Genomic DNA, 25,931 nt, shown 5'->3' on the forward strand with positions numbered 1-25,931 from the left:
CCCTCAACCCGGCAGGGGGGGACGCCGTGAGTTTTGAACAACACACCCTTAAGGCTTGCGTCCCCAGGCCGCGAACACCGGGTCGCTGACGCCCTTGGTCTCCAGGAAGCGCGGGTCGTCCCGGTCGCGCCAGTCGTTGCGGATGGACAGGGTGTTCAGGTCGTTGGTGAACCCGGCCATGCGCAGGTATTCCAGGGCCAACCCCAGCCGCTCGAATTGGTGCAGCTCGGACCAGCCCCGGATGGCCCGGTCCGGGTCAAAGGCGTGGGTGAAGGCCAGGAGCAGGGGCGCGCCCGGCTCCAGGAAGTAGGCCACGTAGCGCAGGACGTCCACGGGCCGGTCCATGTATTCCAGTGAGCAGCAGCAGACCGCGCCGTCGTACTTTCCGGTCGGGCGCTCGGAGTCCAGGGACAGGTCCAGGACCCGCGCCCCCTCGGGGAAGAGCCGTTCTCGGAGCCGGTCCAGGTTGCGCAGGGCCGCCGCGTCGGGCCGGGGAGGGCGGAAGCCTTCGTCCAGCTCGGACCGCCGGTCGAAGAAGGCGGGGTGGAAAAAGTCGGTTGGCTCGCCGTCCAGTCTGGCCTGCATGCCCGGCCCCCAGTCGCAGACGGCCTCGCGCCAGTGGGTCAGGGAGCCGTAGGTCCCGGTCTCCCGCCGCTCCAGGTATTGAATCCGCGCCTCGATGGTCACCGGCACATCGGCCAGGGGATGGTTGCGGTCCGCGGTGAAGGTCTCCTCGTCCAGCTCTGTCAGGCGGAACGGGGTCAGGGTGTCGGGGTAGACGTCCAGCAGCCCGTTGATATGCCCCTGGGGATAGAACCGGCCCACCAGGGGGATGATCGGTTCGCCGGTCACGGTCTTTTGCCGCAGCCTGTCGAGGCCCAGGGTCAGGACCAGGCTCTCCTTGCGCCGGGGGATGCACAGGCGCGGCTCGTAGGTAAAATAAACCGATTCGCCCGGTTCCTTGCCCTCCAGGGCCTCGCGCATGCCGCGCGGGAAAACATCGTTGACCGGGTTGACCTTGCGGCCGAGGAACCGTTCCTTGTGGGCGGCGTCGTCCTGTTCCCAGGTCACCGTGAATTCCAGCGCGCCCACGGCGTTGTCGTTGAATGCTGTCATGGTGCGATGAGTAGAGCCATAAAAACGGGTCCGGCGCAACCCCCCGGACGAGCAGAAGATAACCGCGCGGCCGGGCCGGGTTGCCCGGATGGTGCGGTTGGGGTATCCTGTGTTCAATCTTTACGGCCGGTCCCTGCGGCCTTCCGCTCCCCTTGCCCCCACGCGCAAGGGTATATTGTATTGATCACTCAAACAGACCATCCGAATATGCTTTTCCACAATCTAACAGCACGGGATGTCGATTTTTTTGACAAATCCAACCGGGTGTGATAAGAAATGTTCTCATAAAGGCATCTGATTGAAGTTGCTGATCTTTTATCCTTAGGAGGCTCTTGTGGCGGAATCTACTCCCTCCCAGAGTGTGATGCAGGTGTCCCTTCCGAAGGCAGGCGAGGTCGCGGAATACGTGGTCTCTCCCGATGTCCCGGTTAAATTCAATTTTTTCGTTTCCGAAGTGTTGTTTTCCTGCAACGGCAAGGACTTGGTCCTGACCGGTGAGGACGGCGGCGTGGTGGTCATCAAGGATTACCAGGCCATGGCCATGGACGGTTCCCTGCCCATGTTCGAGCTGCACGGCGGCGAGATGGTTCCCGGGGACATCTACCTCTTCGCCTTCAGCGACAGCGTCTCGGACGTGGAGACCGCTGCCGGAACTCCGGAGACCAACGAGATGGATGAGTTCCTGGAGCCCCCGGTCGCCCCTGCCGAACAGCTTCCCGACGGGGAGGACCATTCCTTCCTGGACGGGGCCCACGCGCACGGGCATCAGGAAATCCTGGCCCTGACCGATCTTTTCCCGGACGCCCCTGTCGAAACCCACTCCGTCCTCGGCGACGAGGCCGGGTACGCGCCCTGCCTGTTCGGCTCCGTGGAATCGCTTCACGTGTCCGACATGGCCGTCTGTTTCCTGGCCGACTGTTTCGATCCCATGGACGACGTCCTGCACATGGTGGTGGACTTCCCCCAGAGCCTGTAGGGTATCTGGATTTTTCTCCGCGCTTCGGCGCGAAAAAAGGACCGGCACGACGCCGGTCCTTTTTTATTGTCAGTGGATGGGAGCGGTTAGACGTAGATGGCCGTGACCACCAGCATGGAGCCCAGGTAGATCAGGCCGAAGACCGCGCCCAGCGCCCACCAGCGGGCCTGGCTGATGAAGCCCGCGCCGTACCAGATGGGGGAGGGGCCGGTGGCGTAGGGGGTGATGATCCCCATGAGGCCCAGCGAACCGGCCAGCATCAGGGCGACCTTGGGCAGCAGCTCCGGCGGGAGCAGCGGGGCGGCCGTGGCCATGAACAGGGGCAGCAGGGCCGTGGTGTGCGCCGTGGTGGAGGCGAAGAAGTAGTGGAGCACGAAGAACAGGATGACCAGCATGACGATCACCGAGACCGGGCTCATGCCCGCAAGGTTGGTGGAGATGATGTTGCCCACCCAGTCGAGGATGCCGGTCTTCTTCAGACCGCTGGCCATGGCCACCAGGGTGGCGAACCAGGTCAGGACGTTCCAGGCGCCCTTGTTGGAGATGACGTCCTGCCAGGTGATGACCCCGGTCAGGACCATCAGCGACAGGACCGAGATGGCGGCCACGGTGCTGTCCACGTGGAGCTGCTTGCCGAAGATCCAGAAGATCAGGGCCAGGACGGCATAGCCGAGCATCATCAGTTCCTTGGTGGAGGTCCGGCCCATCTTGTCCAGCTCCTCGGCGGCCCAGGCGGGCGCTTCCGGGGAGTGCTTCAGGGTCGGCGGGTAGAGCACGTAGCCCAGCCACGGGGTCAGGATGAACAGCGGCAGCATGGCCGGGATCATGACCGCGGCCCAGTCGCCCCAGCTGATGGCGATGCCCGAGGACTTCTGGATCATGTCCACGGCCAGCAGGTTCGGGGCCAGGGCGGTCAGGAACATGGAGCTGGTCACGCAGGTCGCGCTGATGCCCACCCAGCTCAGGTATGCGCCCATGCGGCGCGGGTCCTTGTCCGGGGTGGAGTCGAACATGGGCGGGATGTTGCTGGCGATGGGATAGATGGTCCCGGCGCTGCGGGCGGTGTTGGAGGGCATGAACGGGGCCAGGATCGCGTCCGAGAAGGCGATGGCGTAGCCCAGCCCAAGGGTCGACTTGCCCAGGAACCGGATGAGGTGGAGGCTGATGCGCTTGCCCAGCCCGGTCTTCTGGTATCCCAGGGCGAACATGAAGGCCGCGAAGATCAGCCAGATGACGCCGTTGGAAAAGCCGGAGAGCGCCCAGGCGCGGTTGGCCGCCGGGCTTGGGTCCACCAGGCCGAGGGCCGCCACCAGGGCGACGCCGGACAACCCCACCAGGGCGGCGGGGACGGGTTCGATGATCAGCCCGACCACCACGCCGACGAAGATGGACAGGAAATACCATGCTTGGGGTGTCAGTCCTTCGGGCGTTGGCAGGATGGCCAGGAGGGCTGCGACTATGACCGGTGAGAACTTGAGCAGAATCTTCATGTGACTACCTTCTCCTTGCGAATGAGTTGCCGGTGAATGAGCTGAAAGACAGTCGTTATCCCCTCGTCGATTTGTTGAATCGATAGCGTATATTTCTCCTTATCTTTTCCATGCCAGAATCGGATTGGACAGTCAATCAGGGCGGGCGCAAGGTACGACCGGCGGGGGTCATTTCACGCATCATCAATCGGGCGCAAGGTACGACCGGCGGGGGCGGAAGAATTGATTCCCTAGCGCGTTGGCGAGGCAGCGTTTTTTGTTGTGTTTGGCGAGTGTGAAAATGAGGAGGGGTAAGAAGTGAGCTGGATGCGTTTACGTTTTGGCCGTGGGTGGGGAAAGGACCAGCTGAGATGTACAGGGTACGCGGTAGAAGCACGCCTCATAAATGAGAAGAATACCAGTTGTGTCAATATATCAATTATTCTGAGAAGGGTCTTATCTAGTTCTTAGCTCGAGGATTTGTGATGAGATCAAAGACGGGGTAAATACCATGACTTGATAAGATGCGTATTTGCTGGGAATTGAGTTCAGAAATTGCAGCATGGTTGTGTGGCTGCTGTTTTGCTTGATTTATAGTGCATCTGTTTTCGTAGACATGCAATTTGTATTGAGTTATTAATAAGCACAATTTGGTGAATGCTGATATGGGATATAAGAAATAAGGGGTATGTATGGATATTAATTCAGTTTTTAAAGAAATTTCAAATTGGAAGCTTGAGGCAAAGCAAGAAGATGTTGAAAGATATTTTTATCATTCTGAATCAGTCGACCAAGTAGTAAATGGAGAAATATGCTATGTGATTGGGAGAAAAGGAGCAGGAAAAACTGCTATTTGTGAGCATCTAACTACTTTAAGTGGTCCCACCATTTTTACTAAAAAATTAACATTCAAGAATTCCCATTCAATGATCTATATGAATTGGATAATAAGAGCTTCAGCAAGCCAAATCAGTATATCACCTTGTGGAAGTATTTAATCTACACAACTATTGCTAAGCAGATGATTCATAATGAGGCTATTGATTATGAAATTAGGTCAATGCTTGAGACTGTATATTCTAATGATCCAGAAAGATCACTTTCGCGGTCTATAAAGCGTTGGGTGGGCATGAAGATCAATTTTTCAGTACTTTCTACTGGTCTTGGATATGAGAGTACGTGCGAAAATTGTGATAATAGAACGCCATGGATTGACAGAGTCGAAATTCTTGAAGCATTGTTACAAGATTATATTGATGATTCAACATATTTGATCGTTTTCGACGAACTTGATGAGGACTATAAAGATGTTTTGACTGCTGAATCGCATAAAGAATACATAGCCCTTCTTACCAGTCTGTTCAAAGCTGTCCAAGATGTTAAATCATTGTTTCCTGCTAATGGTTTTAAAATATTGCCTGTTGTTTTTCTTAGAGATGATATATATGAAATTGTTTCTGATCCAGATAAAAATAAATGGAATGATTTCCTAATAAATATAACGTGGAGTGAAGAACAAATTAAGAGCTTGTTGGCGTACAGGATTTCAAAAGCAATATCTAGAGATGGAGATATATTATCATTCCCGAAGGCGTGGGAAACAATGTTTGATCATAGGGATATAGCCTATGGTCATGGGCAACATAAACGAATGGGTAAGTTCCCATTTATGGTTAGAAGCTCAATGCTTAGGCCAAGAGATTTTATTAAATTTATGAAAGATTGCTCATCTCAAGCCTTGGAACAATCTATTCCAAAAATTACGTCTAAAATTGTTCAAAAAAGTGATGATTCTTTTTCGAACTATCTTAGGAATGAACTGGAGGATGAAATCCACAGTATAATACCTGATATTGCAAGAATTTTTGATTTGATATCACATATCAGAAAGCAAACAATACCGGTTGATGAGTTTCGTTTTGCATTCAACGAAGCAAACGATCAGGGGCTAATAAAAGAAAAGAATGTTGATTTTGTATTGCGTATACTTTTCCATTTTAGCGTAATTGGTAATCAGCCAAAACAACGGAATTATCAAATCTACAGATATAAAATGCCTGAAGCCCGCTTTAATACGAGTGAGCCTTTAATCGTGCATCGAGGATTGTACAAGGCTTTACAAATTATATAAACCTAAGCTCTTCTTCTTTCAAGTGCATATATTTTATACGTTTTATGATGTTTTGAATTGTTAAAATAGACATTCGTCTATGTTGGGTGGAAGCGTTTGGGGGAAGGTAAGGGCGAAGTTGTTCTCGATATATGTTCTAAAGAAAAGGGCTTAGTCTTTCGACTAAGCCCTTGATTTCCTTGGTAGCGGGGGCAGGATTTGAACCTACGACCTTCGGGTTATGAGCCCGACGAGCTACCGTACTGCTCCACCCCGCGACACGTGAGACGCTGTTTCTAGGTTGGTGGCGGGAAATTGTCAACAACAAATTTTAGAAAATCTCAAAAAAACTTTTTTGGGGCGTGAAAACATCGTCCCGGCCGGGAGGGGGCCAGCAAAAAGTTTACAACCGGGCCCGAATTCCGTAGAGAATCACCCCTATGAGCAACGCAGAAAAATTTTCGGTGGTGCTGCCCGTCTACAACGAGCAGGACAACCTGCGGACCCTGTTCTCCGAGATCAGGACCGCGGCCGATTCCACGGGCCGCCCGTGGGAGGCCGTGTTCGTGGACGATTGCAGCACCGACGACAGTCTCACTATAATACGGCAGCTGGCGGATGAGTTCGAGGAGGTCCGGTACGTGGCCTTTGCCGAGAACCGGGGCCAGTCCGCCGCCTTTTGCGCCGGGTTCGACGCCGTGGAATCGGACATCGTGGTCACCATGGACGCCGACCTGCAGAACGACCCCGCCGACATCCCGGACATGCTGGCCGCCTTCGGCGACGGCTGCGAGATGGTCATCGGCTGGCGGGCCAAGCGCAGGGACACCTTCATCAAGCGCATCTCGTCGCGCATCGCCAACAAGATCCGCGACTCCATCGTGGACGACGGGGTGCACGACACCGGCTGCTCCCTGAAGGTCATGCGTGCGGACATGCTCGGGAAGCTGCCCCGGTTCAAGAACATGCACCGCTATTTCCCCATCCTGATGAAGATGCAGGGCGCGCGCATCCGCGAGGTCAAGGTCAACCACCGCGAGCGCGGGGCGGGCGTGTCCAAGTACGGCACCCTGGACCGCGCCCTGGCCGGCATCTACGACCTCATCGGGGTCAAGTGGCTGATCAAGCGGCACATCGGCTATACCGTCAAAGAGAAGAAGTAGGCATGAGCCTGCCCGCCTACTGGTGGCTGCTCGCCCTGGTGATCGCGGGGCAGGGCGCTTTTTTCGTGCGCCTGACCATTTTACGAACGCGCGGGAAAGGGGTACAACCCTTGTCGCGCCCGGCGCAGGCGGCGCTCGCCGCGTCCGGGTTGGCCGGGCTGACCTACGGCGCGGTTCAGGCCGATCCGTTGTTTTTTCTGGGCCAGGCGTGCCTGCTGGTCCTGTATTACCGCATGCTGCGTGAGAAGAATGACCACCGAAAAGCGTGATTCCAACCTGAAGAGCATCAAGTCCCTGGCCAAGGGGCTGATCATGCTGGCCGGCCTGGGGCTGGCCGTGTACGTGTCCAGGGCCGTGGGGCTGGGCGACATGCTTTCCAACACCCAGTGGTTCAACGACCACGTTCTGGGCCGGGGGCCGCTCTCAGTGGTCATCTTCCTGGCCGTGGGCGCGGCGTTCACCGCCGTGGGGCTGCCCCGGCAGCTCGTCGGGTTTCTGGGCGGCTTCGCCTTCGGTGTGGTCAGCGGCACGGTCCTGTCCACGGTGGGGTCAGGGCTGGGGTGCGCCCTGGCGGCAATCTACGCGCGGATGGGCGGGCGTGAGCTGGTGGAGCGCAAGTTGGGAGCGCGGGCCGAGAAGGTCAACCGGTTCCTGCGCCACGAGCCGTTCAACACCGCCCTGGCCATCCGGCTGTTCCCTCTGGGTTCGAACCTGATCACCAACCTGGCCGCAGGGGTCAGCTCCATCCCGCTGGCGCCGTTCATCCTCGGCTCCACCCTGGGCTACATCCCGCAGAATTTCATCTTCGCCCTGTTCGGCGCGGGCATGAACCGCGAGTCCACCATGGGCGTGGCCCTGTCCGTGGGCATGAGCGTCGTGCTCTTCGCTGTCTCCGGATGGATGGGCATCCGGGTCTACCGGCGGTACCGGCAGTCCGGGCAGCTGGACGAGAGCGAGGACTAGACGGGCCGCAGGGACGGGACCCGCCGTTCCAATTCCTTCCAGATCAGCCAGACCGCTCCGGCCACGACCACGCCCCAGAGCCATCCGGCCAGGACGTCGGTGGGGTAGTGCTTGCCCAGGTAGACGCGGGAATAGCCCGTGATCAGCGGCACCAGCAGCGGCCAGCGCTTCAGGCGGGGCCACAGGAGCAGGGCCAGCAGGGCGAGGGTCATGGTATTGGCCGCGTGGGCCGAGGGATAGGAGGTGCCGCGCTCCTTGGTCCGGACGAAGTCCGCGGACCGCGTGCGCCACTCGCCGTTGTCCACGTACCAGGTCCCTGCCACGGCGTTGAGCGGGCGGACCCGGTATATCTGGTCCTTGGCGAGCTTGGTGGAGAAATCCGAAATCCCCATGCCCGCGAGCAGGATGAGGAAGTAGAGGAGCTGCCGTTTCCCGCCCTTGGCCACCGTCGCGATCACGGCTGCGGCCAGGATCGCGACAAGCACCGCCGTGGATGAGAACAGGGGCATGAGCGTGTCGAACAATGCGCAGCGCCAGTGCTGGTTGATGAGCAGGAACAGCTGGAGATCCAGGGCGGGGTGGCGAAAAACATACGGCTCCTCGTGCGGTTTTCGAATGCATAGCCGTCTTTGGTCCGGCGGGCAACCTGACGGTTGTCAAACCGATGAAAATGGGACAAGACTCCAATCCTATGGTGAAATCTGAAAACAGGGCGCGGCTGGCGGTGACCATGCCGAGATTGAGCCGGTACGGCGGCGCGGAATCCTTTGCCTGGCGGCTGAGCGAGGCGCTGGCCGCGCGCGGCCACGCGGTGGACTTCATCTGCGCCCGGTGCGAGACCGACCCGCCCGAGGGCGTGGAGCCGGTGGTGCTCGGCCGGTTCGGCGCGTTCCGCCTGGTCAAGATCCTGTGGTTCGCCTACGGCGCGCAGCGGGCGCAGCAACGCGGGAACTACGACCTGGTCTTCGGCATGGGCAAGACCCTGAACCAGGACATCCTGCGCATCGGCGGCGGTCCCATCTCCAAGTTCTGGGAGCTCTCCCGGCGCGCCTGGCCCAGCGGGTTCGCCCGGTCCTTCAAGATGCTCCGGCGCAGGCTCTCGCCCGGCAACTGGGCCATACATGTGATAGACCGCGTCCGCATGCGGCGCACCCCGCGCATCGTCTGCGTCTCGCACCTGGTGCGCGACTGGCTGGTGGAGGCCCACCCGTTCCTGGACAAGGAAGCCATCGACGTGGTCTACAACCGGCCCGACCTGGCCAGATTTTCGCCCATCGGCGACCAGGAGCGGCTGCGGCTGCGCGATGCGTCCGCCATCCGCGAGGACCAGGTGGTGGTGGCCACGGCGGCCACCAACTTCGCCCTCAAGGGCGTGCGGCATCTGGTGTCCATGCTGACCCGGCTGCCGGAGCATTTCGTGCTCCACGTGGCGGGCGGGCGCAATCCCGGTAAATACGAGCGGCTGGCCCGCGAGCTGGGCGTCGCCCATCGGGTGAAGTTCCTGGGCCGGGTGGACGACATGCCCGCCTTCTACCGCGCCGCCGACGTCTTCGTGCTGGCGACCTTCTACGACGCCTGCTCCAACGCCACCCTGGAGGCCCTGGCCTGCGGCTGCCGGTCCCTGTCCAGCGCCATGAACGGCTCGGCCCACTTCCTGCCCCCGCGCTGGGTCTTCCCGGACCCGGCGGACGAGGGGACCATGGCCGAGATGGTCCTGCGTGCCGCGGGCGAGCCGAGACCCGGCCCGTTTGAGTGGCCCGAGGACGTCGCCTCGGGGCTGGAACCCTACGTGGAGATGGTCGAGCGGACGCTCGCCGCCAGGAAGCGCTCCTGAAAACGCGAAAAGGCCGGGATCGAAATCCCGGCCTTTTCGCGTTTTTAGTCTCTTCGGCTATTGCTCCTTGAGCATGGCGTCGAAGTATTCGATGGTCTTGACCAGTCCGGTCTTGAGGTCGACGGTGGGCTCCCAGTCGATGACCCTGCGCGCCAGGGAGATGTCCGGTTTGCGCTGGGTGGGGTCGTCGGCGGGCAGTGGCTTGAACACGATCTTCGACTTGGAGCCGATCTGGTCCACGACGGTCCGGGCCAGTTCGAGGATGGTGAATTCGCCTGGGTTGCCGAGGTTCATGGGGCCGAGGAAGTCGTCCCCGGTGTTCTCCATGAGCCGGACCATGCCCTCCACCAGATCGTCCACGTAGCAGAAGCTGCGCGTCTGTTCTCCCTTGCCGTAGACCGTGATGTCCTCGCCGCGAAGGGCCTGGATCACGAAGTTGGAGACCACCCGTCCGTCGTCCATGGCCATGCGCGGGCCGTAGGTGTTGAAGATGCGGCAGACCTTGATGCGCAGGGAGTGCTGGCGGTTGTAGTCGAAGAACAGGGTCTCGGCGCACCGCTTGCCCTCGTCGTAGCAGGAGCGGATGCCCACGGGGTTGACGTTGCCCCAGTAATCCTCGGTCTGCGGATGGATCTTTGGATCGCCGTAGACCTCGGAGGTGGAGGCCTGGAGGATCTTGGCCTTCAGCCGCTTGGCCAGGCCGAGCATGTTGATGGCTCCGTGGACCGAGGTCTTGGTGGTCTGGACCGGGTCGTACTGGTAGTGGATGGGCGACGCCGGGCAGGCCAGGTTGTAGATCTCGTCCACTTCAATATACAGGGGGAAAGTCACGTCGTGCCGGACCACCTCGAAATAGGGGTTGTCCATCAAGTGCAGGATGTTGTCCTTCTTGCCGGTGAAGAAGTTGTCCACGCAGATGACCTCGTGCCCCTTGGCCAGGAGCCGCTCGCACAGGTGCGAGCCGAGGAAGCCGGAGCCGCCGGTGACTAGAACGCGTTTCTTTTTCATGCCGCTTAATTGCAGTATTCCTGGCAGCATGTCAATGAGACGCGGAAAAACCTTTACTGTTCAGGTGTTGCGGGTTTATGGGAGGATAAAACCGAGTTGTCTGGCCGTAGTCCCGCAAGGAATCCGTAACGGCCGGCGGGTATTCGGAGAGCGGCCCGTCCGTGCCCGCCGGAATGCTTCAAGTGAGTGTCCGATGATCGTTAATGTGGTTGAATGCCTTTCCGGTGCGGAACGCGCCAAGGGTCTCGTGGTCGTCATCGACGTCTTCCGCTCGAGCACCGTGGCCTGCTTCCTGGCGGACATGGGCGTGGGCGAGTACATCGCCACCGATTCGCTGGACCGGGCGCGCGCCCTTGCCGCCGCAAAAAACGGCAAGATCATCGGGGAGTTGGAGACCGAACCCGTGGATGTCTTCGACCACCTGAATTCTCCGTTCCTGTTGAAGGAAGCGGACGTGACCGGGCAGACCTTCCTGCACGTGACCAACGCGGGCACGCGCGGGCTGATGGCCTGCACCGGGGCCGACGAGGTCCTGGTGGGCTGCTTCGTCAACGCGGGGGCCGTGGTGGACTACATCCGGGCCAGGTCCCCGGAGCTCGTCACCCTGGTGGCCATGGGCACCGGCGGGGTCATGCGCGCCCAGGAGGACATGATGTGCGCCATGTACATCAAGAACGAGCTGGAGGAATATCCGAACAGCATCGAGACCCTGCGGAAATTCCTTCGGGACGTGGACAGCGCGGCCAAGTTTTTCGACGAGTCCAGGACGGACTGCCCGGAAGAGGATTTCGACCTGTGCATGGACCTGGACCGCTTCGATTTCGTCCTTCGCGGCGAACCCGTGGAGGGCGGCGTGAGGCTGAGCCGGGTCGAGGCGGACGGACGGGAGAAGGCATAGGGGGCGCGTATGGACGATCAGTTGCAAAAGGTTCTCGTCGTCGATGATTCCCAGACCAACCTCGCGTTGCTCAAGCACATGCTGCGCGACATCGAGTGCCGCGTGGTCCAGGCCGAAAGCGGCGCCGAGGCCGTGGAGCGGGCCAGGACCAGCGACTTCGCCGTGATCCTGCTCGACATCCAGATGCCCGGCATGAACGGCTACGAGGCCGCGGCCAGGATCAAGGAGCACGAGCGCAGCCGCAACGTGCCGATCATCTTCATCACCGCCATCTACCAGGACGAGGAGAACGTCCACCAGGGCTACGAGACAGGGGCCGTGGACTACCTCTTCCGGCCCGTGGACCCGGAAATCCTGACCAGCAAGGTCAAGGCGTTCCTCCAGATGCACCGGCAGAAGATGCTCCTGGAGAGCGAGGTGGAGCAGCGCCGCAATACCGAGATCGCCCTGCGCGTGGCCGAGGAGAAGTACCGTTCCATCTTCGAGCGGGCCATCGAGGGCATCTTCCAATGCACCCTGGGAGGGGAATACCTGGAGGCCAACCCGGCCATGCTGCGCATCCTGGGATATGAGAAGATGTCCGATGTGGTGAATGTGCCCGCGCTCCGCGACGCCCATATGATCGAGGAGCACCATCGGCGGCTGTACCGCGAATTGCTGGCCCGCGACGGGGCCGTGACCAATTTCGAATTCCGGCTGCGCCGCTGCGACGGCGAGGTCATCTGGTGCTCGGAGAGCTCCCGGCTGGTCCGGGGCGTAGAGGGCCGGGACTTCGTCGAGGGCGTGCTGGAGGACATCACCGATCGCAAGAACACCGAGCTGGAGCTGAAGCGGCTGGCCACGGTGGACAGCCTCACCGGCATTGCCAACCGGCACCGCTTCTTCGACCGGCTGGAGCACGCCCTGGCCCTGGCCAAGCGGTACGAGCGGATCGTGGCCGTGCTCTTCGTGGACCTCAATGACTTCAAGCAGGTGAACGATACCTACGGCCATCAGGCGGGCGACGAATTGCTGTGCATGGTGGCCGAGCGGCTGCAGCAGCGGACCCGCGAGTCCGACACCCTGGCCCGGCTGGGCGGCGACGAGTTCGGCATCCTGCTGTCGGACGTCAGGGACCGCGAGGGCGCGTTCAGCGTGACCGAGAACCTACTGAACGTGGTCAGGGAGCCGTACACCGTGCGCGGCCACGAGCTGACCATCGGCGCGACCATCGGCATCAGCTTTTTCCCCGAGGACGGCAAGGACCCGGTGACCCTCATCAGCAGGGCCGACGCGGCCATGTACGGAGCCAAGCGCCAGGGAAAAAACGATTATGGCACTTTTGGGGACTACGGACTGCCCGGATAGCCGTGTTCACGATTTCACATTGCCTCCCGAAGGGGTGTCTCGCCATGGCGAGACACCCCTTTTTTTCGGCCTCCGGATAGCGGTATTCAGGCCGTTTCCGGGCGGGGTATCGCTTGTGACATATTGCACGAGCGAGGGTCGTTCAGAGTGAAGAAAATTACATACTTAGGAGGTGGGTTCTTAATGAAAAAATGCGCAAGGTGCTTGACTTAGCGCTTTTTTCGGGGCATGGAACTCGTTAATTCTTGAAAAAATTTTGGTTCAAGATTCCCGCAAATTTACTGCCAAAGGATGGGGTATGCTTTTCGACTGGCTGCATTTTGCAATTGTATTGTTTTTGCTCGCTGGCCTTCTCTTTGCCGTCGGGCCGTTGATCCTTGCAATGCTGCTTGCCCCCAAAGCAAGGGGGGGGGATATCGGGATGCCGTATGAGTGCGGCATGGTCCCCTACGGCAGCTCGTGGGCCCGGTGGGGCGTATCGTACTACGTATACGCCCTGATCTTCCTGGCCTTCGACGTGGACGTCCTTTACCTGTTCCCGGTTTCCACGGCGTATGCTGACGCCGAGGGCTGGGTTCCCTTCGTGAAGGTTTTCGTCTTCTTGTTCTTCCTTATTCTCTCCGTCATCTACTTTTGGGCGAAAGGGGTGTTCACATGGCCGCGCAGGATTCAGTAGTGCAAAGGGAATTCCTGACGGCGGGGAACCATCACATGGACCCGCCCATCGTCAACCTCAAACTGGCCCAGGACATCTTCGACGTCTGTCGATCCATGTCCCTGTGGCCCATGACCTTCGGTCTTGCCTGCTGCGCCATCGAGATGATGGCCACCGGCATGGCGCGTTTCGACATGGCCCGGTTCGGGGCCGAGGTCTTCCGGCCTTCGCCCCGCCAGTCCGACGTGATGATCGTGGCCGGCACCGTGACCAAGAAGATGGCGCCTGCGGTCGTCCGTCTGTACGAGCAGATGCCCGGACCCAAGTGGGTCATCGCCATGGGCAACTGCGCCATCTCCGGCGGGCCCTTCAAGATCAAGGACAACTACAACGTGATCCAGGGTGTGGATACGCTGATCCCGGTGGACGTCTACGTGCCGGGCTGTCCGCCCAGGCCCGAAGGGCTGCTCGAGGGGTTCTTTGAACTGCAGCGCCTGATCACGGGCAAACGTTGGTGGCCTGTGGCCGCCAAGGTGGAGGGGTAGTCATGCTGCAAGCTTTGGAAGGGGTTGCGACCCAATGCGTCGCCAAACAGGATCAGGCCGTCACGGGGCATGCATGGTCCGTGTACCTGGCACCGAACCAGATCGTGAAGGCGGCCCGCAAACTGTACGAGGCCGGATATTCCCTCGAAGACATCTTTGCTTTGGATTTCGACGAGGGATTTCTGGTTCATTATCATTTTAACAGGTGGAACATCAATGAACGGGTGGTGCTGAGGGTATTGCTCGGCGCCGACAACCCCGTGGTGCCGTCCATCGTGTCCGTCTTTGACGGGGCGGAATGGCACGAGCGGGAAACCCGCGACTTCCACGGCGTGGAGTTCGCGGACAATCCCAATCTCGTCCCGCTGCTCATGCCGGTGGAGGACAAGGACCTCTTCCCCCTGCGGAAGACGGACAAGACGCGCAAGTCCATCAAGGACGTGCTGAGCCTCGGCGAAGTCGTGTCCTGTTCCCCGGAACTGGAAGCGTTGTTTGCGGAAGCGGAGGCCGAGGAGGCCTCCGACGCGTAGGCCGGGGCGACCGGTCGGTATATAAAACCGGACTGAGAGTGTATGTCGGCTTACCAGAATTTAGAACAAATGAAGGGTGATTTCTACACCCAGAAGTTCGAGGCCGGGAAGCAGGACGGAACCCTGATCATCAACATGGGCCCGCAACACCCGTCTACGCACGGCGTCTTGCGGATCGTGATCGAGGTGGACGGCGAATACATCGTCCGCGCCGAGCCCGTGCTGGGCTACCTGCACCGCATGCATGAAAAAATGGGCGAAACCCAAACCTGGGGCGGTTTCATCCCCAACATGGGCCGCGTGGACTACGGTCACGCCATGGCCTGGAACTGGGCCTACGTGGGCGCAGTGGAAAAACTGATGGGCATCGAGATCCCGGAAAGGGCGGAATACCTGCGGGTCATCATGACCGAGTTCAACCGCCTGACTTCCCACCTCCTGTGGTGGGGGGCCTACATCCTCGATCTCGGCGCGTTCACGCCCATCATGTACGCCTTCGACGATCGCGAAATGCTCCTGGACGCCCTGCAGAGGCCTTCGGCCTCCAGGCTGACCTACAGCAACTTCCGCGTCGGCGGCCTGCAGATGGACTTCGACGACAAGTGCATCGAGCTGATGAAGGCGTTCATTCCCCACTTCAGGGAACGGCTGCCCATGTACCATGATCTCGTCACCGAGAACCTCATCCTGCGCCGCCGCATCGAAGGTATCGGCATCATCGACCAGGACATGTGCCGCCGTTACGGCTGTACCGGTCCCGTGGTCCGCGGTGCCGGCGTTCCCTACGACCTGCGCAAGGACGAGCCCTACGGCATCTACGACCGTTTCGACTTCGAGATCCCGACGCAGGATTCCTGCTGTTCGGCGGGTCGCTACCACGTCCGCCTGGCCGAGATGGAGCAGTCGCTGCGCATCATCGAGCAGGCCCTGGAGCAGCTCCCCTCCGCCGAGGGCGGCCACATCATGGACAAGGCGCCCAAGCCGTCCATGAAGCCGCCGGCGGGAGAAGCCTACTTCAACGTGGAGGGTGCCCGAGGCAAGATCGGCATCCATGTCGTCTCTAACGGAGACAAGGTCCCGTACCGCATCAAGCTGCGGGCGCCCGGCTATTCCAACCTGCACGCGTTCGCGGAGGCCGCCAACGGCACCCTCCTGGCGGACGCCGTGGCCATCCTGGGCAGCCTGGACCTGATCATCCCTGAAATCGACAGGTAGGTTTAATCCATGAACGCATTCTTACAACACCTGATACCTCTGATCATAGCGGTCGTGGCGTCCATGGTCTGGCTGGGCATAAACGCCCTGGTGTGGGTCTATTTCGAGCGCAAGTTCGCGGGCCACATCCAGCGCCGGCCCGGACCCTTCGAGGTCGGCCCCCACGGCGTGCTCCAGCCGCTCATCGACGGTCTGAAACTCATGGGCAAACAGCTCCTGACCCCGGACAACGCGGACGCGGCCCTGTACTGGCTCGCCCCGATCCTGTCCATGATCCCGGTGCTGCTGCTCTTCCTGCCCATTCCGTACGGCCCGGTGCTGACCGGCATGGACGTGAACCTCGGCCTGCTGCTCATCCTGGCCTTCTCCAGCTTCAATGGGCTGGCGGTCATCCTGGCGGGCTGGGCCTCCAACAACAAGTGGGGCGTGCTCGGCGCGGCCCGCGCAGTTTCCCAGACCGTGGCGTACGAGATCCCGCTGCTGCTCACCGTCCTGGCCATCTCCTTCATGACCGGCACCCTGAGCCTGACCGAGATCACGGCCATGCAGGAAGGGTACATCTGGAACTGGTTCATCTTCAGGAACCCGTTCACCTTCCTCGCCTTCTTCGTGTTCCTCATCGCCATGTTCGGCGAGACCAACCGCGCGCCCTTCGACCTGGCCGAGGCCGAGTCGGAGCTGACCGCCGGTTTCCACACCGAGTACTCCTCCATGGGGTTCGGCCTCTTCTTCATGGCCGAATACGGCTACATGGTGGTCATGTGCTCGGTCTGCTCCGTCCTGTTCCTGGGCGGGTTCCACGGCCCCATCCCCGGCATCGGCGGATGGTGGTGGATGCTGATCAAGGTCTACGCGCTGCTCTCCTTCATGGTGTGGGCCCGCTGGACCTTCCCCCGCGTACGGTTCGATCAACTGCTGAACATCAACTGGAAATGGTTGCTGCCGCTGGCCACCTTCAACCTGTTGGCCATCGCGCTGATCGTGAAGTTGTAGGGGGAAGAAATGGGTAAATTCAGAGAAAGCGTAATCCAGCCGATTCTCGACTGCTGGTCCCTGATCGTGGGGCTGAAGATCACGGGCAAGTATTTCTGCAAGCCCCTGGTCACGGTCCACTATCCGCGCCAGGTCATCGACGACGAGAATCTGGAAACATATGGCGGGCATGTCGAACTCATCGGCAAGCCCAAGGATCCGGCCACGCCCAAGTGCATCTCCTGCATGATGTGCGTGACCAACTGCCCGAGCAAATGCCTGACCGTGGTCAAGTCCAAGCCTCCCAAGCCCACCGAGGCGGAAGAGGCGGCGATGAAGGCGGCCGAGGAAGCGGGGGAGAAGGTCGTGAAGCCCAAGGCCCCCAAGAATCCGGCCAAGTTCATCTACGACTACACCCTGTGCTCGCTGTGCGGCACCTGCATTGACAACTGTCCGGCAAAGTCGCTGAAATTCTCCAATAACGTCTATTGGGTGGCGACTTCCAGAAAAGAGATGAAAATCGATCTTCTCGCCCGGCTCAAGGAGCAGGCCACGGAACTTTCCGCGCCCGCTCCCAAAACCGAGGCCGCACCGGCCGCGGCGGAGAAGGAGGCGTAATATGGAAGTCTTGGCAAAAATTGCATTCGGCGTATACACGCTCGTGATCCTCGGCGGCTCCGTGGTCGCCGTGTCGAGCAGCAGCCTGGTGCGCGCCTTGATCGGGTTGATCACCACGCTCATCGGCGTGGCCGGGATGTACCTGCTGCTGGCATCGCCCTTCATGGCCTTCATGCAGCTGCTCATCTACGTGGGCGCGGTCAGCGTCCTGGTCTTCTTCGCGGTCATGCTGACCCGGGCGGAGAAGGGCGGCGACGAATCGGGCCGCGCGCCCATGAAACGGTATGTCTACGGCCTGGCGGCCACCATGGCCCCGGCGGCCATCCTCGGCTGGCTGGTCATGACCAAGCCGGTCGATTCCGTGTCCATGCCCGTCGAGGTCCCGATCAAGCAGCTCGGCCAAGGGCTGCTCGGGTCGTACTTCCTGCCCTTTGAGCTGATCTCGGTCGTGCTGATGGTCGCCATGGCCGGCGCCGTCCTGCTGGTCTGGGAGAAGCGGGGCCAGAAAACCGGAGGGGACAAGTAATGAGCGCACTGACCCTCTATCAAATCGTCGCGTTGATCCTGCTGTGCGCGGGTCTCTTCGGCCTGACCCAGCGCAGGAGCCTCGTCGGAATGCTGATCTCGGTGGAGCTGATGCTCAACGGCGCGGGGCTGTCCATGGTGGCGGCCGCGCAGCTGACCGACTTCAGCGCGGTCCTCGGCCAGCTCGGCACCCTGTTCGTCATGGGGCTCGCGGCCGCCGAAGCCACGCTCGTCCTCGCCATGGTCGTGGTTGTGGCCCGGCGCTTCAAGTCCGCCAAAACCAGTGACATCACTACCCTGAAGGAATAGCTATGATGGAAGGTGTAACTACATATAGTCCGATTCTTCTGCCGGTGGTGATCACTCTCCTTGTGCCGCTCTTCATCTACCTCTGCAGGGGCGATGAAAACCGGCGCGAGGCAATCAGCTTCATCGGCGCGTTTCTGACCTTTACCTCGGTAGTGTGGATGGCCCCGAAAGTTCTTTCCGGGCAGGTCCTGTATTATCACGTGACCACCATCATGCCGGGCATCAACATAGCGTTCGCGGCGGACGGCCTGTCCATGGTCTTCGCCCTGATCGCCCCGTTCCTCTGGTTCTTCGTGACCAGCTACAACATCGGGTACATGCGCGGCCTGAACGAGCATGCACAGACCCGCTACTACGTCTGCTTCGCGGTGGCCATCTTCGGCGCCGTTGGCGTGGCCCTGTCGGCCAACGTGTTCACGCTCTACCTCTTCTACGAGGTCATCACCGTGTTCACGTACCCGCTGGTCTACCACCACGAGGACGACGAAGCCCGGGTCGGCGCCCGCAAGTACATCGTCTACTTGATGGGTACCTCCAAGCTCTTCCTCCTGCCCGCCATGGTCCTGACCTACGTGCTGGTCGGCAACCTCGACTTCAACCTCGCCGACATCCAGCACGGCATGTTCAACGCCCAGGTCGTCGCCGAGCATCCCAGACTGGTGGCTCTCACCTACTGGCTGTTCATCTTCGGCATCGGCAAGGCGGCCCTCATGCCGTTCCACAACTGGCTCCCGTCGGCCATGGTCGCGCCCACCCCGGTCTCGGCCCTGCTGCACGCGGTGGCGGTCGTCAAGGCCGGCGTCTTCTGCGTCAGCCGCATCGTGCTCTCGGCCTTCGGGACCAAGACCGCGGCGGCCCTGACCATGAGCCAGATCTACGTCGGTTCGCCCGGCTCCTGGCTTGGAGACCTGTCCATCGGCATGGGGACGGCCTACATCGCGGCCTTCACCCTGACGGTGGCCTCGTTCATCGCGTTGACCAAGGACGACATCAAGGCGCGGCTGGCCTACTCCACGGTGGCCCAGCTCTCCTATGTCGTCATCGGCGTGACCATGCTGGTGGATTCGGCGGTCCAGGGCGGCGTGATGCACATCGCCCACCACGCCTTCTCCAAGATCACGCTCTTTATGGCCGCGGGCGCCATCTACGTCGCCTGCCACCTGAAGAAGATCAGCCTCATGGACGGCCTGGGACGGCGCATGCCGCTCACCTTCGGAGCGTTCGCCATCGCCTCCCTGTCGATGATCGGCATGCCGCCGGTCTGCGGCTTCGTCTCCAAATGGTACCTGGTGAACGGCACGCTCGATGCGCACCAGTGGCCGCTGCTCTGCGCGCTGCTCCTCTCGACGGCGCTCAACGCGGGCTACTTCGTGCCCATCACTTACCGGGCCTTCTTCAAGAAGCCCCTGCCGGAGGCCAACATCGGTCAGTACAACGAGCCGTCCATGACCATGGTCGTCCCGCTGTGCATCACGGCCGCCATCTCGGTGTTCTTGGGTCTGTATCCGCAGACGTTCCTGAACTTCGTCAACGTTCTCGGCAAGTTCTAGGGGGATATGTCAATGAGTCAAAAAGGTTTGGGCGAGCTTCTCGCCAAATGGAGAGACAACTGGAAGGCGTGGAGGATCATCTTCTTCGTCACCCTTGCGGTCCTCGTGCTGCTCAACGTTCCTTTTGTCACGCACCACCCGCACTTCGGGCTCGACAAGTATCCCGGGTTCTTCGCCGGATTCGGGCTTATCGTGGGACTGGCCATGGTCATCATCATGAAGAAGGTGATCCAGCCGTTCATTGCGCGCAAGGAGGACTACTATGGAGACTAGCGTGTTCTACCACCCCTCCATGGCCTTCCTCGCGCTGGCGCTGCTGGTGCCCTTCGTGCCCGCCGCCCTGTGGAAGAACAAGGCCTTCCGAGGCGGCCTGGCCCTGCTCGCGCCGCTCATCGCTCTGTATTCGATCTTCACGGTGACGCCCGGCATGTACGGCGCGCTGGAATACCTCGACCAGACCCTGGTCCTCGGGCGGGTGGACAAACTGTCCATCGTCTTCGGCCAGGTCTTCGCGGTCATCGCCTTCATCGGCTGCATCTACGGCATGCACGTCGAGGACCGGGGCCACTACGTGGCCGGGTCCCTCTACGTGGCCGGCGGGTTCGGCTGCGTGTTCGCGGGCGACCTGCTGACGGTCTTCCTGTTCTGGGAGCTGATGTCCATCGGCTCGACCTTCCTCATCTGGCAGGCCCGGACCAAGGAATCCGTGGGCGCAGGCTTCCGCTACTTCCTGTACCACACCGTCGGCGGCCTGTTCCTGCTGGCCGGTCTGCTGCTCAAGTACAAGGCCACCGGCAGCTTCGCCTTCGTGGGCGTCAACCCCGCCGAGGCCCATCTCTACGACTGGCTGATCCTGATCGGCTTCTGCGTCAACGCCGCCGTGGTGCCCCTGCACGCATGGCTGCCCGACGCCTATCCCCGCGCCTCCGTATGCGGCGCGGTGTACATGTGCGCCTTCACCACCAAGACGGCGGTCTACGTCCTGGCGCGCGGCTTCGCGGGCTGGGAGGTCCTGGCCGTGGCCGGCACCTGCATGGCGGTCTTCGGAGTGCTGTACGCGTGCATCGAGAACAACGCGCGGCGCATCCTGTCCTACCACATCGTCTCCCAGGTGGGGTACATGGTCGCGGGCATCGGCATCGGCACGGCAATGACGCTGAACGGCGCCGTGGCCCACGCCTACGCCCACATCCTCTATAAGGGCCTGCTCTTCATGGGCACCGGCGCGATCCTGTACTCGGTCGGCACCGCCAAGCTCGACAAGCTGGGCGGCCTGGCCTACCGGCTCCCCTGGGTCATGGTCTGGTACATGGTCGCGGCCCTGTCGATCTCCGGCATGCCGCTGTTCAACGGCTTCATCTCGAAAACCATGACCATCGCGGGCGCGGCCGAGGCCCACCGCACGATCCTGGCCCTCGGCATGGAGGTCGCGGCGGTCGGTACGTTCATCTCGGTCGGCATCAAGCTCCCGTACTTCGCGTTCTGGGGCGGAAAGAAGGAATACACGGGCGAGGTCAAGCCGCTGCCCGTCAACATGTACGTGGGCATGGCGCTGTGCGGCCTCTTGTGCATCGCGCAGGGAGTTTACCCCCACATGCTCTACCAGTATCTCCCCATGGAGATCGAAGGGCATCACTTCGTGCCCTGGACCATCGACAAGGTCATCAACGCAGGCCTGCTGCTCGGCTTCTCCGGCCTGGCCTTCTATCTGACCCGCGAGATCATCACGCCGCACGCAAAGCTCAACCTGGACTTCGACTGGTTCTACCGCCTGATCGGCCGCGTCACCATGCGTGCCATCTGCTGGCCGGTCTCCAAGGTTGACGACGTCTGGACCGAGGTCTACCGGACCGTCGGCCTGCGCGCGCTCCTCGGCATGGGTGACGGCACTTCTTGGTTCGACAAGAAGGGCATTGATACAGTGGTGGACGGCAGCGCCTACACCGTCAGGAACATCGGCAGGCTGGGGGCCAAGGCCCAGACAGCCAACCTGCAGGATTACCTGGCGCTGGCCGCCGTCCTCGGCTTGGGCATCTTCGCCCTCGTATGGTACTTCGGCTAAGCCGGACAATCTAAGGAGAGCTCATTTTGGACTTCGGATATCCGGTACTCACGATATTGATCGCATTCCCGCTCGTCGCGGCCTGCGGACTCTTCTTCCTGCGCGCTCCGCAGGTGGTGAGGTATTACACCATGGCGGTGTCCCTCATCGAGTGTCTGCTTGCAGTGCCGCTGATGGGTTTCAAACTCAACGCTGACTTCCAGTTCGTCGAGAAGATCGACTGGGTCCACCAGTGGGGCCTTCAGTACTACCTCGGCGTGGACGGCATCAGCATACTCATGGTCCTTCTGACCATCGCGGTCCTGCCGCTGTGCGTCATGTGTTCCTGGACCTACATCGGCAAGCGGGAGAAGGAATTCCACTTCTGCCTGTTGTTCATGACCTCATCGGTGCTGGGCGTGTTCTGCGCCCTGGACCTGGTCCTGTTCTACGTGTTCTGGGAAGCCATGCTCATCCCCATGTACCTGCTCATCGCGGTCTGGGGCGGCGACGACCGCAAGTACGCGTCGCTGAAGTTCTTCCTGTACACCCTGGCGGGGTCCACCCTGTTGCTCGCGGCCATCGTGGCCTTCCGGGTCACGGGCGGCACCTTCTCCATCCCGGACCTGATGCAGATGAACTTCAGCTTCCGCTTCCAGTTCTGGGCCTTCCTGGCCATGGCGCTGGCGTTCGCCATCAAGGTCCCCATGTTCCCGTTCCACACCTGGCTGCCCGCGGCCCACGTGCAGGCGCCTTCGGCCGGCTCCGTCATCCTGGCGGCCGTCCTGCTGAAGATGGGAACCTACGGTTTCCTGCGCTTCTGCCTGCCGCTGACCCCGGCCGCCAGCGAGTACTTCGCCCCGATGATGATCGCGATCTCCATCGTGTCCATCCTCTACGGCGGGGCCATCGCGCTCGGACAGTCGGACATCAAGAAACTGGTCGCCTACTCCTCGGTGGGTCACATGGGCTTCGTCACGCTGGGCATCTTCCTGTTCAACCAGCGCGGCGTCGAGGGTGCGCTCTTCCAGATGCTGAACCACGGCATCGTCACCGGCGCACTCTTCATGATGATCGGCGCGGTCTACGAACGCAGCCACAGCCGTGAGATCTCCAAGAATATGGGGCTCGGCAAGTATCTGCCCGCCTTCATGTTCTTCTGGGGCCTCATGGCGCTCGCGTCCTTCGGCTTCCCCGGAACCAACGGTTTTGTGGGCGAGATACTGGTCTTCATCGGCGCATTTCAGGATTCCCCGTACATCGGCATGTTCCTGGTCCCCGGCGCGCTTCTGGGCGCGGCGTACATGTTCCGCGTGTCCCTGAAGCTGGCCTGGGGCAAGCCCAGCACGGCCAAGGCCTGGCGCGACCTGAACGCCCGCGAGTGGATCTACCTGACCATCCCGGCGGTGTTCGTGCTCTGGATCGGCCTGGCTCCCACGCCGTTCTTCAAGATCATCGACCCGTCCATCGACAAGCTGCTCAACGACTTCGACAAGCGCAAGGTCGCTTCCGTCGAGACCGAGCAACCGATGCAAACCGCCGCCGCGCATGTGCTCAGCATCGTGGCTGACAATCAATAGGGGGCTTCCGACGTGAACTTCCATATCACAGCGCTTGTCCCGGAACTGTTCTTCTTCTGCATAGTGCTGGCCCTGATGGTCCAGTCGCTGGGCACGAAGGAGTGGAAACCGCCTGTCGAGCGGTGGCTGCCCTTTGGTTCCTGCGCCGCGTTCTTCGTGGCCATCACGGGCTTCCACCTGAGCGGCAGCATGTTCTGGGATGTCTACAAAGTGGACCTCATGTCCCAGTTCTTCAAGATCGTCCTGGCCTTCGGCTTCTACGTCACCGTATTGAACGCCTCGCGCCAGCCGACCCTGGAGGAGGGGAAACGGGCGGACTACTATATGCTGCTCGGCTTCTCCACCCTCGGCCTGATGATGCTCTCCTCCGCAGTGGAGCTGATCACCATCTACCTGGCCCTGGAACTGGCCTCCTACTCCATGTATGCCGTCATTCCCCTGCGCGCCAAGGACAAGGGCGCGGCGGAAGCGGGCATCAAGTACATCATGTTCGGCGCGGTGGCCACGGCCCTGGCCCTGTACGGCTTGTCCTACATCATGGCCACCCAGCACACCACCTACATCGCCGAGCTCATGAACAAGTCCTGGTCCTTCGCGGATCAGCCCATGGCCGTTGTCGGGCTGTCGCTCTTCCTGGGCGGCATGTTCTTCAAGCTGGCCCTGTTCCCGTTCCACTTCTGGTGTCCGGACGTCTACCAGGGCGCCAGCAACGAGACCGCCGCCTTTGTGGCGACCATGCCCAAGATGGGCGCCATCGTGGTCCTGTGCCGGTTGGCCGTGCTGCTCAAGCCCGGCCTTGAGATCACCACCATCCTGGCGGTGCTCGGCGCGGCCTCCATGACCTTCGGAAACCTCTCGGCCCTGGTCCAGACGGACCTCAAACGGCTGCTCGGTTTCTCGTCCGTGGCGCACGCCGGGTACATCATGGTTGGCCTGGTCTCCGGCACTCCGGAGGGCATCGGCGCGGCCGCCTTCTACGGCATGGCCTACCTGGTCATGAACCTGCTCGTGTTCTGGATCGTCTGCCGCGTGGCGTCCGACGGCCGGAACCTGAAGCTGAGCGACCTGAACGGTCTGTACAAGAAGGCTCCGGTCCTGGCGTTCTCGCTGGCCGCCGGCGCCTTCGCGCTGGTCGGCCTGCCGCCGACCATGGGCTTCATGGGCAAGTTCTTCCTGATCACCTCGGCCTGGGATCACGGATACAACTGGCTGGTCATCACCCTGGTCGTGAACTCGGCCATCGCCATCTACTACTACCTGTCCCTGTTCCGGCACGCCTTCACCGAAGAGTCCGAGCCGTCCCAGGCGGCTCCGCCGGACAACGGCTGGTTCGCCTCCGCAGGCGCGGGCATGCTGGCCGCGGCCGTGCTGATCATCGGCATGATCCCGGCCCCCCTGTTCAACTTCGCCATCAACGCGGGCAAGACCCTCTACGGCATCACGGTCACCATGGCCGGAGGCCACCACTAGGCGAACGAGAAACACCGGCAATCCAAAGGGCGGAGGCAGTGTCTCCGCCCTTTCTTTTGGTCCGGTTCCGCCGCCGGAGGATGGCGAGAAAGACCGGAAGGCGGGTCTTTTTTCTCTGGTAAGGTTTGACCGGGCGCACAGCCCGGTTTATGAAGGAATGGTGGCCGATACCTTGGCGGGTGAGGGGCTGCCATGGGGAACGTTCAGCAACAGCTCAGGATCTCGACATGCATATTCGATCGTTGAAATTGGCCTATTTTTCTCCCACTGGAACCTCCGCCTCCGTGGCCGGGGCCATCGCCCAGGGGTGCGGGCTGGAGGCGGAACACATCGACCTCACGCGCGAGCCCGTGCGCGCCCATCCCGTCCGCCTGGGTGCGGACGACCTGCTCGTGCTGGCCGTGCCGGTCTATTCCGGCAGGGTGCCGGTGCTGCTCGAAGGCTGGCTCAAGGGGCTGTCCCTGAACGGCGCGCCCGTGGCCTGCGTGGTGGTCTACGGCAACCGCGAGTACGACGATGCCTTGCTTGAGCTTTCGGACACGGTCCGCGAACAGGGCGGGGCGGTGGTGGCCTGCGGCGCGTTCATCGGCGAACACTCTTTTTCCAGTACCGAGTATCCCGTGGCCGTGGCCCGTCCTGATGCGGCGGACCTGGCCAAGGGGCAGGAATTCGGGCGCAAGGTGCTCGATACGCTGAACGGTCTGGATTCCGCCCAGGCGGCCCGGATCATCGAGGTCCCGGGCAACCGTCCGTACAAGGAGCTCAAGCCGCGCGGCCCATTGGATTTCATTGCCGTCAGCGATGTCTGCGTCGAGTGCGGGACCTGCGCCGAGCTGTGTCCTGTCGGGGCCATCGTGGACGGGGCGTACACCGAGACCGACGGTTCGAAATGCATCATGTGCTGCGCGTGCATCAAGGGCTGCCCCGAGCGCGCCCGGACCATGAAGGAAGGATTCGCCACGGACATCGCCAGGCGGCTGGCCGCCAACTGCGCGGAGCGCAAGGAGCCGGTCTGGTTCTTCTGACCCGCGCTTGAT

The 25,931-nt window shown here is 61.1% G+C and carries 27 protein-coding genes and 1 tRNA gene; 23 read left to right on the plus strand and 5 right to left on the minus strand.

The annotated features are described in order from the left end of the window. Positions 1-48: 48 nt before the first annotated feature. A complete protein-coding gene (locus tag AWY79_RS09945) occupies positions 49-1,116 on the minus strand; it encodes a peptidylprolyl isomerase (protein WP_066803084.1) in 1,068 nt (355 codons plus the stop codon). A 370-nt stretch (positions 1,117-1,486) separates the two neighbouring features. Here AWY79_RS09945 and AWY79_RS09950 point away from each other — a divergent pair, with 370 nt between their 5' ends. Next, on the plus strand, positions 1,487-2,092 hold the full coding sequence (locus AWY79_RS09950) for a hypothetical protein (RefSeq protein ID WP_133987192.1): 606 nt from the start codon (positions 1,487-1,489) through the stop codon (positions 2,090-2,092). A gap of 86 nt (positions 2,093-2,178) precedes the next feature. On the opposite strand, the gene AWY79_RS09955 is transcribed toward AWY79_RS09950, so the two are convergent. Then, complete coding sequence (locus tag AWY79_RS09955) at positions 2,179-3,582, minus strand: anion permease (protein WP_066803091.1); 1,404 nt, start codon at positions 3,580-3,582, stop codon at positions 2,179-2,181. A 671-nt stretch (positions 3,583-4,253) separates the two neighbouring features. Here AWY79_RS09955 and AWY79_RS18820 point away from each other — a divergent pair. Together AWY79_RS18820 and AWY79_RS18825 are read left to right on the plus strand one after the other, a co-directional pair. Beyond that, the gene (locus tag AWY79_RS18820; protein ID WP_148651025.1) at positions 4,254-4,559 is read left to right on the plus strand and encodes a hypothetical protein; all 306 of its coding nucleotides are present in this window, start codon (positions 4,254-4,256) and stop codon (positions 4,557-4,559) included. Next, the gene (locus AWY79_RS18825) at positions 4,502-5,692 is read left to right on the plus strand and encodes a P-loop ATPase, Sll1717 family (RefSeq protein WP_158509890.1); all 1,191 of its coding nucleotides are present in this window, start codon (positions 4,502-4,504) and stop codon (positions 5,690-5,692) included. The genes AWY79_RS18820 and AWY79_RS18825 overlap by 58 nt, the downstream gene beginning before the upstream one ends. 180 nt (positions 5,693-5,872) lie before the next feature. On the opposite strand, the gene AWY79_RS09960 is transcribed toward AWY79_RS18825, so the two are convergent. Beyond that, a tRNA-Met gene (locus AWY79_RS09960) sits at positions 5,873-5,949 on the minus strand. A gap of 162 nt (positions 5,950-6,111) precedes the next feature. Here AWY79_RS09960 and AWY79_RS09965 point away from each other — a divergent pair. From AWY79_RS09965 to AWY79_RS09975, 3 genes are read left to right on the plus strand one after another with little or no spacing between them, the layout of a single operon-like run. Continuing rightward, entirely contained in the window at positions 6,112-6,834 is a 723-nt protein-coding gene (locus tag AWY79_RS09965; protein ID WP_066803094.1) for a glycosyltransferase family 2 protein, read from the plus strand. Between the two features lie 2 nt (positions 6,835-6,836). Further along, on the plus strand, positions 6,837-7,103 hold the full coding sequence (locus AWY79_RS09970) for a lipid A biosynthesis domain-containing protein (RefSeq protein ID WP_066803097.1): 267 nt from the start codon (positions 6,837-6,839) through the stop codon (positions 7,101-7,103). Continuing rightward, positions 7,084-7,797, plus strand: coding sequence for a TVP38/TMEM64 family protein (locus tag AWY79_RS09975; RefSeq protein ID WP_066803100.1), 714 nt, complete (start codon positions 7,084-7,086; stop codon positions 7,795-7,797). Before AWY79_RS09970 ends, AWY79_RS09975 begins: the two co-directional genes overlap by 20 nt. On the opposite strand, the gene AWY79_RS09980 is transcribed toward AWY79_RS09975, so the two are convergent. Next, positions 7,794-8,306 (minus strand): phosphatase PAP2 family protein, encoded by a 513-nt coding sequence (locus AWY79_RS09980; RefSeq protein ID WP_078063884.1) that lies wholly within the window; start codon positions 8,304-8,306, stop codon positions 7,794-7,796. The genes AWY79_RS09975 and AWY79_RS09980 overlap by 4 nt on opposite strands. 182 nt (positions 8,307-8,488) lie before the next feature. On the opposite strand from AWY79_RS09980, the gene AWY79_RS09985 reads away from it, so the two are divergent. Next, entirely contained in the window at positions 8,489-9,631 is a 1,143-nt protein-coding gene (locus AWY79_RS09985) for a glycosyltransferase family 4 protein (protein WP_066803105.1), read from the plus strand. A 57-nt stretch (positions 9,632-9,688) separates the two neighbouring features. On the opposite strand, the gene AWY79_RS09990 is transcribed toward AWY79_RS09985, so the two are convergent. Continuing rightward, on the minus strand, positions 9,689-10,639 hold the full coding sequence (locus AWY79_RS09990; protein WP_066803107.1) for a UDP-glucuronic acid decarboxylase family protein: 951 nt from the start codon (positions 10,637-10,639) through the stop codon (positions 9,689-9,691). A gap of 205 nt (positions 10,640-10,844) precedes the next feature. On the opposite strand from AWY79_RS09990, the gene AWY79_RS09995 reads away from it, so the two are divergent. From AWY79_RS09995 to AWY79_RS10070, 16 genes are all read left to right on the plus strand, one after another. Beyond that, positions 10,845-11,537 (plus strand): 2-phosphosulfolactate phosphatase, encoded by a 693-nt coding sequence (locus AWY79_RS09995; protein ID WP_233490897.1) that lies wholly within the window; start codon positions 10,845-10,847, stop codon positions 11,535-11,537. Between the two features lie 9 nt (positions 11,538-11,546). Further along, positions 11,547-12,884, plus strand: a complete 1,338-nt coding sequence (locus AWY79_RS10000; RefSeq protein WP_066803111.1) for a GGDEF domain-containing response regulator — start codon at positions 11,547-11,549, stop codon at positions 12,882-12,884. 298 nt (positions 12,885-13,182) lie between these two features. Beyond that, positions 13,183-13,560 (plus strand): NADH-quinone oxidoreductase subunit A, encoded by a 378-nt coding sequence (locus AWY79_RS10005; protein ID WP_066803113.1) that lies wholly within the window; start codon positions 13,183-13,185, stop codon positions 13,558-13,560. Next, positions 13,539-14,084 (plus strand): NADH-quinone oxidoreductase subunit B, encoded by a 546-nt coding sequence (locus AWY79_RS10010; protein WP_066803115.1) that lies wholly within the window; start codon positions 13,539-13,541, stop codon positions 14,082-14,084. The genes AWY79_RS10005 and AWY79_RS10010 overlap by 22 nt, the downstream gene beginning before the upstream one ends. Positions 14,085-14,086: 2 nt before the next feature. Continuing rightward, positions 14,087-14,614 (plus strand): NADH-quinone oxidoreductase subunit C, encoded by a 528-nt coding sequence (locus tag AWY79_RS10015; protein ID WP_066803117.1) that lies wholly within the window; start codon positions 14,087-14,089, stop codon positions 14,612-14,614. Positions 14,615-14,656: 42 nt separating this feature from the next. Continuing rightward, positions 14,657-15,829: an NADH-quinone oxidoreductase subunit D gene (locus AWY79_RS10020; RefSeq protein ID WP_066803119.1), complete on the plus strand. Its 1,173-nt coding sequence runs from the start codon at positions 14,657-14,659 to the stop codon at positions 15,827-15,829. A gap of 9 nt (positions 15,830-15,838) precedes the next feature. After that, a complete protein-coding gene (nuoH, locus tag AWY79_RS10025) occupies positions 15,839-16,822 on the plus strand; it encodes an NADH-quinone oxidoreductase subunit NuoH (protein ID WP_066803121.1) in 984 nt (327 codons plus the stop codon). 9 nt (positions 16,823-16,831) lie between these two features. Continuing rightward, a complete protein-coding gene (locus AWY79_RS10030) occupies positions 16,832-17,419 on the plus strand; it encodes a 4Fe-4S binding protein (RefSeq protein WP_066803123.1) in 588 nt (195 codons plus the stop codon). A gap of 1 nt (position 17,420) precedes the next feature. Beyond that, positions 17,421-17,945 (plus strand): NADH-quinone oxidoreductase subunit J family protein, encoded by a 525-nt coding sequence (locus AWY79_RS10035; RefSeq protein WP_066803125.1) that lies wholly within the window; start codon positions 17,421-17,423, stop codon positions 17,943-17,945. Further along, the gene (gene nuoK, locus AWY79_RS10040) at positions 17,945-18,253 is read left to right on the plus strand and encodes an NADH-quinone oxidoreductase subunit NuoK (protein ID WP_066803128.1); all 309 of its coding nucleotides are present in this window, start codon (positions 17,945-17,947) and stop codon (positions 18,251-18,253) included. The genes AWY79_RS10035 and nuoK overlap by 1 nt, the downstream gene beginning before the upstream one ends. A gap of 2 nt (positions 18,254-18,255) precedes the next feature. After that, on the plus strand, positions 18,256-19,803 hold the full coding sequence (locus AWY79_RS10045; RefSeq protein ID WP_066803130.1) for a monovalent cation/H+ antiporter subunit D family protein: 1,548 nt from the start codon (positions 18,256-18,258) through the stop codon (positions 19,801-19,803). 12 nt (positions 19,804-19,815) lie between these two features. Continuing rightward, positions 19,816-20,076: a hypothetical protein gene (locus AWY79_RS10050; RefSeq protein WP_066803132.1), complete on the plus strand. Its 261-nt coding sequence runs from the start codon at positions 19,816-19,818 to the stop codon at positions 20,074-20,076. Next, positions 20,066-21,865, plus strand: a complete 1,800-nt coding sequence (locus AWY79_RS10055) for a Na(+)/H(+) antiporter subunit D (protein ID WP_066803134.1) — start codon at positions 20,066-20,068, stop codon at positions 21,863-21,865. The genes AWY79_RS10050 and AWY79_RS10055 overlap by 11 nt, the downstream gene beginning before the upstream one ends. A gap of 23 nt (positions 21,866-21,888) precedes the next feature. Further along, on the plus strand, positions 21,889-23,424 hold the full coding sequence (locus AWY79_RS10060) for a complex I subunit 4 family protein (RefSeq protein ID WP_066803137.1): 1,536 nt from the start codon (positions 21,889-21,891) through the stop codon (positions 23,422-23,424). A gap of 12 nt (positions 23,425-23,436) precedes the next feature. Beyond that, entirely contained in the window at positions 23,437-24,894 is a 1,458-nt protein-coding gene (locus AWY79_RS10065; protein ID WP_078063748.1) for an NADH-quinone oxidoreductase subunit N, read from the plus strand. 227 nt (positions 24,895-25,121) lie between these two features. Further along, a complete protein-coding gene (locus AWY79_RS10070) occupies positions 25,122-25,919 on the plus strand; it encodes an EFR1 family ferrodoxin (protein ID WP_066803139.1) in 798 nt (265 codons plus the stop codon). The last annotated feature ends 12 nt before the right edge of the window (positions 25,920-25,931 follow it).

It is taken from the genome of Pseudodesulfovibrio indicus, assembly GCF_001563225.1.
GTDB classification, from domain to species: domain Bacteria; phylum Desulfobacterota; class Desulfovibrionia; order Desulfovibrionales; family Desulfovibrionaceae; genus Pseudodesulfovibrio; species Pseudodesulfovibrio indicus.